The 13,683-nt window shown below is 57.4% G+C and carries 13 protein-coding genes; 7 read left to right on the top strand and 6 right to left on the bottom strand.

What is annotated here, in order from left to right; translation table 11 throughout:
- The first annotated feature begins 28 nt into the window (after positions 1–28).
- On the top strand, positions 29–721 hold the full coding sequence (locus AC2T28_RS19290) for a nitroreductase family protein (protein ID WP_486750279.1): 693 nt from the start codon (positions 29–31) through the stop codon (positions 719–721).
- Between the two features lie 70 nt (positions 722–791).
- On the opposite strand, the gene AC2T28_RS19285 is transcribed toward AC2T28_RS19290, so the two are convergent.
- The 5 genes from AC2T28_RS19285 to AC2T28_RS19265 all read right to left on the bottom strand — a co-directional run bounded on the left by AC2T28_RS19285 (position 792) and on the right by AC2T28_RS19265 (position 4,795).
- A complete protein-coding gene (locus tag AC2T28_RS19285) occupies positions 792–1,400 on the bottom strand; it encodes a carboxymuconolactone decarboxylase family protein (protein WP_486750278.1) in 609 nt (202 codons plus the stop codon).
- 29 nt (positions 1,401–1,429) lie between these two features.
- Positions 1,430–2,239 carry an ABC transporter permease gene (locus AC2T28_RS19280; protein ID WP_486750277.1) on the bottom strand — a complete coding sequence of 270 codons (810 nt, stop codon included), beginning with the start codon at positions 2,237–2,239 and terminating at the stop codon, positions 1,430–1,432.
- Positions 2,232–2,999 (bottom strand): ABC transporter ATP-binding protein, encoded by a 768-nt coding sequence (locus AC2T28_RS19275; protein ID WP_486750276.1) that lies wholly within the window; start codon positions 2,997–2,999, stop codon positions 2,232–2,234. Before AC2T28_RS19275 ends, AC2T28_RS19280 begins: the two co-directional genes overlap by 8 nt.
- 75 nt (positions 3,000–3,074) lie before the next feature.
- A complete protein-coding gene (locus tag AC2T28_RS19270) occupies positions 3,075–4,094 on the bottom strand; it encodes an ABC transporter substrate-binding protein (protein ID WP_486750275.1) in 1,020 nt (339 codons plus the stop codon).
- Positions 4,095–4,336: 242 nt separating this feature from the next.
- A complete protein-coding gene (locus tag AC2T28_RS19265; protein ID WP_486750311.1) occupies positions 4,337–4,795 on the bottom strand; it encodes an SH3 domain-containing protein in 459 nt (152 codons plus the stop codon).
- 280 nt (positions 4,796–5,075) lie between these two features.
- Here AC2T28_RS19265 and AC2T28_RS19260 point away from each other — a divergent pair, with 280 nt between their 5' ends.
- The 5 genes from AC2T28_RS19260 to AC2T28_RS19240 all read left to right on the top strand — a co-directional run bounded on the left by AC2T28_RS19260 (position 5,076) and on the right by AC2T28_RS19240 (position 11,220).
- Positions 5,076–6,062 (top strand): 2-hydroxyacid dehydrogenase, encoded by a 987-nt coding sequence (locus tag AC2T28_RS19260; protein WP_486750274.1) that lies wholly within the window; start codon positions 5,076–5,078, stop codon positions 6,060–6,062.
- Between the two features lie 13 nt (positions 6,063–6,075).
- Entirely contained in the window at positions 6,076–6,624 is a 549-nt protein-coding gene (gene thpR / locus AC2T28_RS19255) for an RNA 2',3'-cyclic phosphodiesterase (RefSeq protein WP_486750273.1), read from the top strand.
- A 133-nt stretch (positions 6,625–6,757) separates the two neighbouring features.
- Positions 6,758–8,542: a gamma-glutamyltransferase gene (gene ggt / locus AC2T28_RS19250; RefSeq protein WP_486750272.1), complete on the top strand. Its 1,785-nt coding sequence runs from the start codon at positions 6,758–6,760 to the stop codon at positions 8,540–8,542.
- 172 nt (positions 8,543–8,714) lie between these two features.
- Positions 8,715–10,118 (top strand): FAD-binding oxidoreductase, encoded by a 1,404-nt coding sequence (locus AC2T28_RS19245; RefSeq protein ID WP_486750271.1) that lies wholly within the window; start codon positions 8,715–8,717, stop codon positions 10,116–10,118.
- 100 nt (positions 10,119–10,218) lie between these two features.
- Complete coding sequence (locus AC2T28_RS19240) at positions 10,219–11,220, top strand: VOC family protein (protein WP_486750270.1); 1,002 nt, start codon at positions 10,219–10,221, stop codon at positions 11,218–11,220.
- 373 nt (positions 11,221–11,593) lie between these two features.
- Here AC2T28_RS19240 and AC2T28_RS19235 read toward each other — a convergent pair whose 3' ends face one another.
- Positions 11,594–12,775, bottom strand: coding sequence for a hypothetical protein (locus AC2T28_RS19235; RefSeq protein ID WP_486750269.1), 1,182 nt, complete (start codon positions 12,773–12,775; stop codon positions 11,594–11,596).
- Between the two features lie 358 nt (positions 12,776–13,133).
- Between AC2T28_RS19235 and AC2T28_RS19230 the strand changes: the two genes are divergently transcribed.
- Entirely contained in the window at positions 13,134–13,505 is a 372-nt protein-coding gene (locus AC2T28_RS19230; protein ID WP_486750268.1) for a hypothetical protein, read from the top strand.
- The last annotated feature ends 178 nt before the right edge of the window (positions 13,506–13,683 follow it).

The following is a 13,683-nucleotide window of genomic DNA, read 5'->3' as shown; positions in this document are numbered from 1 at the left end:
AAAATAACAAGAAGCAGGGAGAGCACCGGTGTTTTCGAAGGAACACATCGAATACCAAGCCGTGGATCTGCCAGATCGCATGGAAATGAGCGACGAAGAGATGTTAGGGTCAGCTTTGGCATTTTACGACAACATAAAACGTCGCCACACGGTTCGCGACTATGCAGACCGGCCTGTGCCGCGCAGGGTAATCGAAGAGTGTATCCGCGCGGCCGGCACTGCGCCCTCGGGGGCCAATCACCAGCCTTGGCATTTTGTGGCGATCTCGGACCCCGACTTCAAACATTGCATCCGCTTGGCAGCCGAAGAAGAAGAACGAAAGTTCTATGACGGTGGGGCAGGGGATGAGTGGCTAAGAGCGCTAGAGCCGATTGGCACCAATTATGAAAAACCGCATCTGGACGAAGCGCCGTGGTTGATTGTGGTCTTTGCCCAGCGGTGGGGGCACTTTGATGATGGCGAGCGATTCAAGAACTACTATGTACCCGAAAGCGTTGGCATTGCCTCGGGGTTCTTGCTGACTGCGCTGCATCAGGCCGGGCTGGTCACGCTGACCCATACCCCAAACCCGATGCGTTTTCTGAATGATATGTTGGGACGTCCGGCTTCAGAAAAACCAATTATGATCGTGGCGGTTGGCCATCCCTCGGCGGATGCCAAAGTGCCCAAGGTGGCCAAGATGAAGAAGCCATTGGAAGAGATTTTGACGGTGGCCGAGTAGTACCTTACCTCGAAACCCGTGATTACAGGCGCAGCCCGGCGTAACCGCCGGGGCTTTTTTTGGAGACGACTTAGGTGTGGCTCCAATCGTCAGGGTTATCAGATTTGTTGGGCGAAAGCCCCAGAATGTCGCCCTTGGTCGAACAGCCCAGGCCCAGCACCGTGCGGTTGGCGTAGTTGAAGTAGGCCGTCACTTGGTTGATCTCAAGGATCTCACCATCGGTATAGCCGGTTGCGCGCAGCTGAAGGATGATCTCTTGGGTCATGCCGCCGGGATCCCGCGTTAGCAGACGGGCATAGTCCATTGCCAGGCGCTGTCCTTCATCCAGTGGGGCGGCTGAGGTGTTGCGGGCCTCGATCGCAGCGCGGATCGCATCGGCTTTTTCATCGTCCTGCAGCAGGCGTTTCAATCCAGAAAAATGGTGTTCAACGCAATAGTCGCAGTCGTTCAAGCGACTGACCCACACGCCTAGCGTTTCCAGAAACCACTTGGGAACCGTGTTACCAGTGTGATGCAGCACATATTTGTAGATCGCCATGTGCCCCTCCATGGAATGAGGGCGAAGCGAATGCATCATCATAATGTTGTCGACATTGTTGTCGGGGCCTTTGACCCGGTCATACAGCATCTTCAATTTACCGTCGGCGTCGTCATAGGGGATGGTTTGGATCCAGGCCATGAAAGGCTCCTTGTGGGATGTGAATTGAATTATACACGCCAGCGCAGCAGGCGACGTTCGATTATTCCGATACAGGCGCTCAAGCTCACGCCAAGGATCGACAGAATGGCAACCCCGGCAAATAGCCGCTCTAAGTCATACAGAGACCCGGCTTCGAGGATATAGGCACCAATACCATATTCCGCGCCCAGCATTTCGGCGGCGACCAGCAAGATGATGGCAATCGCTAGACTGATCCGTAGCCCGGACAGGATACCAGGCATGGCGCCAGGCAGTACGATCTTGCGCACAATCGACCACCAGCCAAGGTTAAAGCTTTGCCCCATGCGGATCAGATTGCGGTCTACATTGTCCACCGCGCCATAGGTGGCGACAACGGTGGGGGTAAAGGTGCCAAAGGCGATCAGCGCGTATTTTGACCCCTCATCAATGCCAAACCAGATCACGAACAGCGGCAGCAGGGCGATCTTGGGGATTGGGAATAGGGCGGCCACGAGGGGCACCAATCCGGCGCGGACATAGGAGAACAGCCCGATCATCACCCCGACAGCAATACCGACGCTGGCCCCTAGTGCCGCGCCAACGATCAGTCGCGACAGCGATACACTCAAGTGCTTCCACAGCATGCCACTGCTGTAGAGCTCGCCAAAGGTTTTCAGCACATCTGAGGGTTTTGGCAGGGTCAGAGGAGAGATCCATCCCTGACGAGTCCCCATTTCGGCCAGAGCGATCAGTAAGACAAAGACCACAAGGCCCACCCCTCGGCGCGCGGTGGGCGCAAAGCCGCCGCCACGAAACGGAACGTTGCGAATTTGGCCGGTGTTGACTTGGTCAGACATGGATTAGCTCCGCATCCGCTGCTTGCGCCTCTTCGCGCATCAGCTGCCACAGGTATTTCTGCTTTTCTTCCATCTCGGCATTGCCCAATCCGCGCTTCTCCAGCGGTTGGTCCAGATGCACAATCTCGCGGATCTCACCGGGACGGCGGGACATTACAACAATGGAATGGCCCAGCCGCACCGCCTCGGCTAGATTGTGGGTCACGTAAACGGCGGTAAACGGCGTGCGGGTCCACAGGTTCACCAGATCGTCCATCAACAGCTCGCGCGTCTGGCTGTCCAGCGCCGACAGGGGCTCGTCCATCAGCATCACCGCCGGGTTCACTGCCAAGGCGCGGGCGATGGCCACCCGCTGTTTCATACCACCGGATAGCTGTTTTGGCAGAGCATCGGCAAAATCGCTCAGCTTGGTGCGGGCCAGCACGCCATGGATGATCTCATCCGCTGCCGCACCGCGAATGCCGTGGTCCTCTAGCACCAGCGAGATATTCCCGCGCACCGTGCGCCACGGCAGCAGGGCAAAATCCTGAAATACATAGGTCAGCGGGTTCACGCAGTCTGCGGGTGGGGTGCCAACCTGCAGGATCTCGCCCGCGCTGGGCCGTTCCAGCCCGCCAATCAATCGCAGTAAAGTGGACTTGCCGCAGCCCGAAGGCCCGACGATGCAGACGATTTTGCCAGATGGGATCTCAAGTGAGATGTCACGCAGGACCTCGGTCTGGTCATAGAAATGGCTGACGCCTGAGAGGCGAATGTCCATGGGTTAGGCCCAACTATTTTTCTTGGAAACAGGACAGGGACAGGGCGGTTTTCATCGCCCCGTCCCAAAGAGGCATTAGCCCAGTGTTTTGACGTAGCTGTCGTCGACCACTGTATCCAGCGTGATGTCGCCACCCACCAGACCCTCGGACTGGAACCAGCTTAGCTGATCTTGCAGCGAAGCTTTGTTCATCGCCGCACCCTCGTTCAACCGCATAGTGCCGTTGATGATCGACTTGGCGGCCTTTTCGCGTGGGCGGTCGGCATAGACATATTGATGGATCAGATCGACCATCTCGTTCACGCCGTCGTCACCGTGGGCGCGGTCGATCATGGTGGTGTTATAGTCGGCCACACCCTTGGAGAAGCCAGCCAGGAAATCACCGGTCATGCCCCGTTCATCCGCCGCGTTCTTGGCCGAGGTGAACACAGTGGTAACCTGATAGTTCCGGATAACGTCCGACACATTGCCGATGATATGTACCTTGCCTGATCCTGCCAGCGGCTTGGCGATATGCGGCACAATCGACCATGCATCAATCTGGCCAGACTTCAGCGCGCCGATGATGGCCCCAACCTTTTGCAACGGCTTGAACTTCAGCGAAATGCCTTCCCTCTGAGCTAACTTGGCACCCATATAGTGGAACGACGACCCGGCGCTGGAAATGCCATAGGTCTTGCCATCCAGCATCGCCGGGCTGGTTGCACCCGCTTGGAACGCAGCGTCCGACACCAGGTATTTCTGCCCGTCGATGCCCTCTTCTTCGGACAGTGCACCACCGATGATCTTGATCGCGCCCTTATCGGCCAGTGATACCAAGCCGCCGGACATCGCAGTCACGGCATAGTCCACGTCGCCCGAGGCAATGGCCACCGCCATCGGAGTTGCCGCCTGAAAGAACTTCAGCTCAACATCCAATCCGGCCTCTTTGAAATAATCACGCTGCAGCGCGATAAAGCTGGCGGAATGGCTAGTAAAGCGCAGCGCGCCAACGGTGATCTTGCGACCCTGCGACAGGGCTGGTGTCGACAGGCCAGCAGCGGCAACCGTGCCGCCCATCAATGCCAGTGCCTTGCGGCGGTTCAATGTAATCATGGATTTCCCTCCCGAAATGACCTTGCTCTCTGGTGACCTGTCGCGGGTCACCACCGGTATTTAAGAGCATTTCTCAACCGCGTTGGGGGTGGAGTCAATGCATCGAAGCGGGATTTAGTGGTTGGGAAAGGCGTTGTTTTCATTGTGCGTTTTGCGCACTGAAAAGACCCGGCTGTTTGGCCGGGCCCTGCTTGGTTTGGCAACGAGGTATGCCAAGGTCGTAGGGGTAAGTCAGGCTGAGCTTAGTCGCGCAGCTCGTCAGGGTTTACACCCCAGAGTTTTTGCTTGGGCACCCAGCCGCGATAGCCGCCGGCCGAAATGCGGCACCAGTCTAGGGAGCACGAGCCTAGTCGCGCCACGACACCCAGTTCAAACGCAGCGGTGACCGGCGCGTTTTCATTTGGCTGCGCGCGCAGCGTCAGCATGTCTTCTTCGATCAATACGGTGCGTGTACCCGACAGCAATGCGTAATGAACCCAGCCGCCAGCTCCATCACGGTCACGGACCCGGCGCCAGTGGCCGTACTCGGCGGTAATTTCCAGCGGCATATTGCGGCGCTTGAATACCCAGTCGATCCGGTGTGTCAGCGACGGACCGCGTCGCACGTTGCCTTCGGCGGCCTTCATCGAAACATATCGGGGCAGGGGGAGGTTGGTAACGGGTCCGCGAACCTTATCTGGGGCAGGATTTCCAGCTGCCATGGATACCGAAGTTGCCAGCAGCACACAAAGTGCCGCCACCCATGGGCGCAAAAATGAAACCGAAACTGTCACTGCCTGCTCGCTTTTTGTTATCGTTGCCTGTTTACCACCGAGGCCTGAGCGTTTTCTTGCCGTTGTCTCTGTCAGGTTTCCCCGCGGACTGGTTCCAGAAAACTGCGTCACTTGGCGCCGATGGGATAGAAGGGTTCTTGTGCCCTCTGCCATCCTGCGCCACGATGCCACCAAACAGGCTATAATGAAATGCAATAGGAGTGGGCAAGTGGCAAGAGAACGTCTGAGTGTTGTTGTAACGCGACGGTTGCCAGAGCCGGTCGAGACACGGCTAAGCGAATTGTTTGATGTCACCCTGCGAACCGAGGACGCGCCGCTGAGCCGGGCTGAGTTGGTCGAAGCGATGGCAAATGCCGATGTTTTGGTGCCTACGGTCACAGATACAATTGATGCGCGCCTGTTGGGGCAGGCTGGGGAACGCCTTAAATTGATTGCCAATTATGGCGCCGGCGTTGATCACATCGATGTGGCTACCGCCCGACAACGCGGCATTTTGGTCTCGAACACGCCGGGCGTTCTAACGGATGATACCGCTGACATGACCATGGCGCTGGTCATGGCTGTGGTGCGTCGTATCCCCGAAGGTCTGGCAACCATGCAAAAAGGCGACTGGCAGGGCTGGGCGCCTACAGCGCTGCTGGGTGGGCGCTTAGCTGGACGTCGATTGGGTATTCTTGGCATGGGCAGCATCGGCCAGGCTGTGGCGCGACGGGCATCGGCCTTTGGTATGCAGGTGCATTACCACAATCGTCGTCGTCTGCGCCCCGAAACCGAACAACAGCTCGAGGCAACCTATTGGGAGAGTCTGGATCAGATGGTGGCACGGATGGATGTCATCTCGATCAACTGCCCCTCGACGCCCTCGACCTTTCACTTGATGAACGCCCGCCGTTTGAAACTGATGAAACCGGACGCGGTGATCGTGAACACCTCACGCGGCGAGGTCATCGACGAGATGGCGCTGACCAGGATGTTGCGCTCGGGCGAGATCGCTGGGGCCGGGCTGGATGTGTACGAACATGGCACCAATATCAACCCGCGCCTGCGCGAACAGCCCAATGTGGTGCTGCTGCCGCATATGGGCTCAGCCACGGTTGAGGGCCGCAATGAGATGGGCGAAAAGGTTCTGCTGAACATCAAGACCTTTGAGGATGGCCACCGCCCGCCGGATCAGGTGGTTCCGGCGATGCTCTGAGGGGTGGGTAGGTATGCGCGCATTCCTAGCAATCGAACTTCCCGCCGATGTGGCCTCAGCGTTTGCCCAGCTGGCAGGCGCTGTCCCGGTTGGCAAGCCCACACCCCAAGAAAACCTGCACCTGACCCTTGCCTTTCTGGGCGAACAGCCCGAGGAGGTTTTGGAGGAATTGCACCACCACCTCGAAAGCCTGGCAGGGCAGGGGTTTGACTTGGGGTTTGAGGGCTTGGGCAGCTTTGGCGGCGAGGTGCCCAAGGTACTCTTTGCTGCTGTACAAGACAGCAAACTGCTGAAAGAGCTGCACAAGAAAATCAGGAGCGCCTGCCATCGCTCTAGCATTACTCTGGCCCGCGAACGCTATAAACCACATGTCACGCTGGCCCGGTTCAACCGCGGGCTACAGTGGCGCGATGCCGAACGGCTCGAGACCTTTGTTGCCGATCACGCACGGGTCGAACTGCCATCCTTCAGCGTGTCGGGGTTTTCCCTGTTCCAATCTGTTCTGCATCCCGATGGGGCCGTTCACGAAGAACTGGCCAGCTATGGACTCCGCGCCGTCTAAGTTTTGTCCGGCCGATAGTCCGGTCAGTACCCTAGAGCTCCCAAGGCGGGTGCTGACCTAAAGTTAAAAGCAAACGACTCCCAATCTTGCAAAACATCTGTAGTCTGACCTGAGTTTTTGTTCGGAGGGTATTATGCGTCACGTTTTTCTGGGCCTATTGGCCAGCACCGCCATCTCGTCTCAGGCTCTGTCACAACAAGCTGCAGATGCGGTTGCACCCGAAGCGGCCACAACTGGCGCGTTTGAGGCAATCTCACCAGCTGTTGTCACTTCTCTTGAGATGAAGGAGGCAGGCCAGCCGGTTGAAGCTGACAATTGGATGATCTCCGCCGCCAACCCCCACGCGGTTGAGGCGGGCGCCACAGTCTTGCGTGCGGGTGGCACTGCTGCAGATGCCATGGTCGCGGTGCAGGCCGTGCTGGGATTGGTCGAGCCGCAGTCCTCGGGGCTGGGCGGTGGGGCCTTTCTGGTCTGGTATGACGCCGAAAGCGGAAAACTGACCACGTTGGATGGCCGAGAAACCGCGCCGTTGAATGCCACTCCCACTTTGTTCCAGAATGAAGACGGCGAACCGCTCAAGTTCTTTGACGCAGTGGTTGGGGGGCGGTCCGTGGGCACCCCCGGCACCCCCGCCTTGATGGCCGAGGCGCACCGTCTCTGGGGCCGCGCAGATTGGCCTTCGTTGTTCGACGCAGGGATAGCACTGGCTAAAGACGGCTTTACAGTCTCTCCCCGTTTGGCAGGCCTGATCGAACGCGACGCCGAACGCCTGTCGCGCTTCCCTGGAACTGCCGATTACTTCATGCCTGATGGCAACGCATTGCAAGCCGGTGATCTGCTCATCAACAAGGATTATGCCCACACCTTAGAGGTACTGGCCGAAAAGGGCGCCGAAGGCTTCTATATGGGGCGTATCGCGGATGAGATCGTTGGCGCGGTAACCCACGCACCGGGCAATCCGGGCGTGTTGTCGCTGGCCGATTTGGCTCTGTATCAGGTCAAAGAGCGCGAACCCGTCTGCGTGACATACCGCGAATTTGACGTTTGTGGCATGGGGCCACCATCCTCGGGCGCGCTGACCGTGGGCCAGATCCTGGGCATGCTGGGGCAATATGATCTGGCGGCGCTGGGCGCGGACAATCCGGAAAGCTGGCGCCTGATCGGTGATGCCTCGCGGCTCGCATTTGCAGATCGGGGCCGCTACATGGCCGATAGCGATTATGTGCCAATGCCCACCGAAGGGCTGGTCGACCCCAAGTACCTGGCGCTGCGGGCCGAACTGTTGGCGGGCGATGATGCTTTGCCCGAAGTTTCCCCCGGATCGCCCGAGTTTGACCACGCGCTCTGGGCCGATGACGAGTCGATCGAACTGCCCTCAACCTCGCATATTTCGATTGTCGATCAGTACGGCAACGCCCTGTCGATGACCACGACCATCGAAAACGCCTTTGGGTCACGGCTGATGGTGCATGGGTTCCTGCTGAACAACGAGCTCACCGATTTCTCGTTCCGCACCCATCGCGACGGTGTGCCCATTGCCAACCGGCTAGAGCCGGGCAAGCGGCCTCGTTCATCGATGGCGCCAACCATCGTGATGCAAGACGACAAGCCGGTTCTGGTCATCGGTTCCCCCGGTGGCAGCCGGATCATCGGCTATGTCGCCAAGTCGATTATTGCCTGGGCCGACTGGGGTATGGACGTACAACAGGCCGTGGCTCTTCCCCATGCAGTGAACCGCTTTGGCAAGTATGACCTGGAAGAGGGCACGGATGCCGAGATGCTCGAAGAAACCCTGACGCAAATCGGGTTTGAGGTGAACCTGCGCGGGTTGAACTCGGGTCTGCACGCTATCGAGATTGGCGAGGGTCTAAAAGGCGCAGCAGACCCACGCCGCGAGGGAATTGCTCTGGGTGAGTAAGCTATCCCCCGGCCGGTAGGCCGGTCAGCCCCCGCCGACCCCCAGGCGGGGGCTGATGCCCCCACCTCGGTCGGGCGCTGACCTAAGCTTTGCATGGAATTTCGCTCGTGCCCCTATTGTACCTGTACAGCCAAACTGACACCATGAAGCAGCAATTTTTAGGGAGCCGATCATGGTGCAAGCAGCCGCATTGCCGCGTAACGACGCCGGGATAAAAGCCGCCATTGGCGTGTTGAAACAGCTGTTTGGTGACCGGCTGCAAACCGGCGAGGCCATCCGCGAGCAGCACGGCCACACCACCACCTGGATCAAAAACCAGATGCCCGACGCGGTGGTGTTCCCTGTGGATACCAATGAGGTTTCGCAGATCGTCAAATGCTGCGCCGAATATGCGGTGCCGATCATCCCCTATGGCACTGGTACTTCGCTCGAAGGGCACGTGAATGCGCCGGCAGGTGGTATTTCAGTCGACACCGCCCAGATGAATAAGATCATCGAGGTCCACGCCGAGGATCTGGATGTTGTTGTGCAGCCCGGCGTGACCCGCGAACAACTCAACACTTTCCTGCGCGATCAGGGGTTGTTCTTCCCCATTGACCCCGGAGCCAATGCCTCGCTTGGTGGCATGGCGGCCACCCGTGCTTCAGGCACCAATGCAGTGCGCTATGGCACCATGAAGGAGAATGTTCTGGCGCTTGAGGTAGTGATGGCCGATGGCAGCGTGATCCGTACCGCGCAGCGGGCCAAAAAATCCTCGGCCGGATATGACATGACCCGCCTGCTGGTTGGGTCTGAGGGCACATTGGGCCTGATCACGGAGATTACTCTGAAACTGCAGGGGATCCCCGAGGCGATTAGTTCAGCACGCTGTTCTTTCCGCACAGTTGATGACGCCTGCCGTGCGGTGATGATGACCATCCAATACGGCATCCCGGTTGCCCGGATCGAATTGCTGGACGAGATGAGCGTCAGGGCGGCCAATGCCTATTCCAAGCTGGAGCTGCCGGAAACGCCCCTGCTGCTGCTTGAGTTCCACGGGTCCGAGGCCGGTGTGGCGGAACAGGCCGAAACCTTTGCCTCGATCGCCGAAGAGTTCGGCGGCTTTGACACCGCCACCACCTCGACCACAGAAGAGCGCAACAAGCTGTGGCAGGCACGTCATGACATGTACTGGGCTAGCCTGCAGATCCGTCCCGGTGCTAAGGGCATTTCAACCGATGTCTGCGTGCCGATCTCACGGCTGGCCGAATGCGTTGCTGCGGCACAGGAGAAAGCCGCCGCCCTCGGGTTGATCGCGCCTATTGTCGGCCACGTGGGCGACGGCAATTTTCATGCTCTGCTGCTCATCGATATGGAAAACGCCGAAGAGCGCGCCCGCGCCGATGACTATGTCGCCTGGCTGAACCAGCTGGCGATCTCGATGGATGGCACCTGCACGGGTGAACATGGCATAGGGCAGGGCAAGCGACCTTATCTGCGGGCCGAACTGGGTGAGACCACGCGCTACATGGCAGCGATCAAGGCTGCACTGGATCCTGATAATATCATGAACCCAGGTAAGATCCTGGAGATGTAGACACCCATCGGGCAGGGGGAGCAAAACAGCAAGATTTGTATATTCCACAGCGCCTGTCGGATGCCTAGGTCTGTGATGACACAGATTAAGGGAGCCCATCATGGCCATTGGACATTTTGTCTGGACCGACCTTTCCACCTTTGACATGGGGCTTGCGCGCAAGACCTATGCGGGCTTGTTTGGCTGGCAGTTTGGCGGCGACAGTGCCTATGACTTTGCCCATGATGGACAGGCACCAGTTGCGGCGGTATTTCTGATGCCGGAGCCGCTGGTGAAGATCAACATGCCGTCCTTCTGGATGTCTTATGTGCATGTTGAAGATCTTGATGACATGGTCGCCAAGGCGCGCCGGCACGAGGGCGTGATTATCGAGGTTGAACCCGAACCCTTTGGAGAACGCAGCCGTATCGCCTTGGTGCGTGACCCGTCTGGTGCAGGGTTCACCATGGTCCAAGGGGATGAGATCACTCCGCCAACCGGGCCGATCCGCCCCGGCCATGTGATCCGCCGCTATCACCATCTGCCCGAGATATCACTGATCCAGTCGTTCTACCAAGACCTGTTTGGTTGGATCTTTCACAAAACAGCGGAACACCCATGGCCAGTCTTTGATATCCGCCATCCCGACGGCACCTTGGTAGCCCAGGCCGAAGAGGTGCCCAAGCATGTCCGCGGCAAGTTCCGCTATTGGATGCCGTGTTTCGCCGTAACCCCGGAAACACTGTCCCAGCACGCGCTTGAGGTGACCAACGACATGGATGATGGCCGCTTGATGCTACAGGACCCACAAGGCGCTGGGCTGATGGTCCAGATGGTTGAAGCTGAAGAAGTCTCTAACGCTCCCAGTTCCGGCGTAAACCAGATCCCATGGCGGGCTGCACTGGGGTTGGTTTGCATTTGGCTGGCGGTGTTTTTGGATCTGAACCTGTTCTGGGGTGTGCTGTTCCTGCTGTGGAGCTGGCCCGCCATTCGAACCGGGCGTGCAGACTTCATCGAACCCGTGCATCGCCAGAAAAATCCGCTGCTCTTCTGGGGGTTGGCAGGCTCTTGGGTCGGGCTCAGTCTCTGGCTCATTGCCGAGGCGCTTGGCCTGACCGGATAATGCGATCCTGGGGTGTTGCGCACCGGGCGTACGCCCCGCTAGCGCGAAATTAAGCTGCTTGTGGCACGTTGATACCCGATCATGATCACCGTCGGGCCTTACACCCCCGGCATTGGAAATTGGGCTCCGGGTTGCGCCGGGGCGCTTTGGAACTGGTTCTATGCACGGGGCAATCCCCCGTCCGTCTCCGCATTGGTGGCGCCACCTTTTCATCCAAATGCTTCAGGGCTTTTGACCCGGATTACAACAGTTACACAGCAAAAGACCGCAGGGGCACACCCTGCCGGTGCCCAAAACTGCGCCTCGCAGCTGTACTGTTCGGTGACGTGTTTCCCACATCGGCATAGACGCGACGCCAGTTGGGTTATTCAGCCTAGAAACCGGCGCCCGTTTTGAAAGTACCTAACGATCCAGCCAGGTCTTTGAACCCATCGACGCTAGTGAAATACCTCTTCAGATTGCCCCCGATCGAGTTGGATTTGTAGTATTTGGCAAACTCATCCATCTTGACCCCAAACTCTCTCAGGGTGCCGATCAGCTTTTCGCCCTGAGAAACAATACTATTGGCTTTTTCAATCTTTGTGGCAACTTCAGTCGCGCCTTTGCGCATGCTGTCATATTTTTTCTGCTGCTTTTTCAGATCCTTGGCGTTTAACAATCCATCAGCACCCGATTGCAAAGAGTTTATTGCTTTGATCTGCCTGTCCAGTGCTACAATGATCTTTTTCAACTCCATCTTCAGTTTGGCCAGCTCAGATTTTCGCAGCTTGATCATATTCTCAAGTTCAAGGACATGCTTGGCGAGCGAGCTTGCCTCGATCGGCTTCATTGCAGTGGCCAAGGCCTTTACTTCATCCTGAACCGTCTTGAGTGCCTTCTTCTCAAGATCGTTGTCCCGTTTTACGGTTTGAGCAAAACTATATACCCCTGTTGCAGTGCTGATGGATGCGGCGGCTATGCTAAGGCCCAGAACCAGTGGAGCCGCCGTGCCAGCGGTCAGCACAATTGCGGCGATGCCAACTGCAATTGCTGATACCAATAAGATGCCCTTGACGACCTTACCCAAAACAAGTCGCCGTTTTTTGTCTTTCAATAGCTGTGCACCAGCCTGCTTTCGCGCCTTCATGATTGCGATTTCGGCCTGTTGGTCGACAACATTCTTTGCCCAATTGCTCGACAAGTCATCGAAGTCTTTTTCAAGGCTTTCAATCGCGGATTTCATTTTGGAAAGCTTGTTCAGTTCAGCGGCCAAAGCTTTGCACCCTGCCTCATCCTCAGGCACGCCCATTTTAACAATAGCTTTTTCGAGCGCCTTGGCGTCATCGATATTTTTCTGCTTTTCTTTCAGCCACTTTTCAAAATGGGCCAATTGACCCTTGATCAGTTTTTCGTACTCCTTCGCAAAATTCTTCTCGATTTTCTTCGCCAGGGATACTTCGATTCCCTCAAGTGGGAATTCGCAATCAAGCTTGACGTCTAAGGACGGTGTCAGGTCCGCAGTGCCCTTAACTTTGAACTTCTTTTCGAACTTAAACGCATGGTTTTGGCCGGGCATCGGATTCTCCTGATGTAAAATAATTTTCGATTTAGTCCCGGGATCAATACTCCCCGAGTAGAGCGTCCATTGTTCGAATTTGGCGCGATTTACTGCCTAATCAAGCCGCGTGTTCGCTCTACTCTCGCAGCCCTGCCGGTCCCGAGAACTCCGACCCTGTCGGAAGGAACCGCTGCGGTAAAAAAACAGCAGCGACAGCACCCGGTCCTAACGATCTGCTGCGACTGCCAATTCCCATATGCCCATCAAGGGCCGTAAATGTTCGAAAGCTCAAAATATGCCTCAAATTTGCCGGATTTATCGGGTTTACAACGGCGTGGGGCCGTCCCCCTTACGTCGCGCCTTTAGGAGAGACCACATGGCGATCGCTCAAAATGCCTGCTTTGCTGCCCTGTGTGGCCTTGTGGTTCTGGGTGCCGACTATGGCCAGCAGTCGCGCCGCGCGCAGATGCCATTTGGGCAGATGGGACTAAAGCGATATGGTCAGATTTTCAGCAGCCGGTTTGTATCATCCGATCACAGCGACAAAGTTGATCTGGGCTCAATATTCGATGTGGCCGCCTTCTGGGGGGGTGACAAGGATGAACCTTCCGTCGCCCCGACCTTACCTCAGGTGATGGCCGACCCGATTGCGCGCGAAGACAGAACCGGCGTGCGTGTCAACAAGGGGCTGAACGCCAATGCGGCTGGCCGTGGCTGTGTGCGTCGCGGCACCATACTCAGCTGTTGACCCCGGACCTGCTCGGATTTCCACCGTTCGCCACGTTTGCAACTTCGCACCAACGCCCTGTTTCTTTTTGCCAAAAACACTCATTTTCCAACTGATTCCGCAAAAACAGCCCAGCGATTGGCCCCGAAGGTCGGTTTTGGTGATTTATACGTCGGAAGAATTTCGCGCGCTGGGTTTG

It is taken from the genome of Parasedimentitalea nitratireducens, from assembly GCF_057444295.1.
The sequence above is the reverse complement of the archived record's forward strand: the minus strand, read 5'-3'. Positions and strand labels throughout refer to the sequence as shown.

Excerpts from the sequence above, each read along its gene's own strand:
- AC2T28_RS19285 (WP_486750278.1), bottom strand. The coding sequence starts at position 1,400 with ATGGCCTGGATCCAAACCATCCCCTATGACGACGCCGACGGTAAATTG.
- AC2T28_RS19280 (WP_486750277.1), bottom strand. The coding sequence starts at position 2,239 with ATGTCTGACCAAGTCAACACCGGCCAAATTCGCAACGTTCCGTTTCGT.
- AC2T28_RS19275 (WP_486750276.1), bottom strand. The coding sequence starts at position 2,999 with ATGGACATTCGCCTCTCAGGCGTCAGCCATTTCTATGACCAGACCGAG.
- AC2T28_RS19270 (WP_486750275.1), bottom strand. The coding sequence starts at position 4,094 with ATGATTACATTGAACCGCCGCAAGGCACTGGCATTGATGGGCGGCACG.
- AC2T28_RS19265 (WP_486750311.1), bottom strand. The coding sequence starts at position 4,795 with ATGGCAGCTGGAAATCCTGCCCCAGATAAGGTTCGCGGACCCGTTACC.
- thpR (WP_486750273.1), top strand. The coding sequence starts at position 6,076 with ATGCGCGCATTCCTAGCAATCGAACTTCCCGCCGATGTGGCCTCAGCG.
- ggt (WP_486750272.1), top strand. The coding sequence starts at position 6,758 with ATGCGTCACGTTTTTCTGGGCCTATTGGCCAGCACCGCCATCTCGTCT.
- AC2T28_RS19245 (WP_486750271.1), top strand. The coding sequence starts at position 8,715 with ATGGTGCAAGCAGCCGCATTGCCGCGTAACGACGCCGGGATAAAAGCC.
- AC2T28_RS19240 (WP_486750270.1), top strand. The coding sequence starts at position 10,219 with ATGGCCATTGGACATTTTGTCTGGACCGACCTTTCCACCTTTGACATG.
- AC2T28_RS19235 (WP_486750269.1), bottom strand. The coding sequence starts at position 12,775 with ATGCCCGGCCAAAACCATGCGTTTAAGTTCGAAAAGAAGTTCAAAGTT.
- AC2T28_RS19230 (WP_486750268.1), top strand. The coding sequence starts at position 13,134 with ATGGCGATCGCTCAAAATGCCTGCTTTGCTGCCCTGTGTGGCCTTGTG.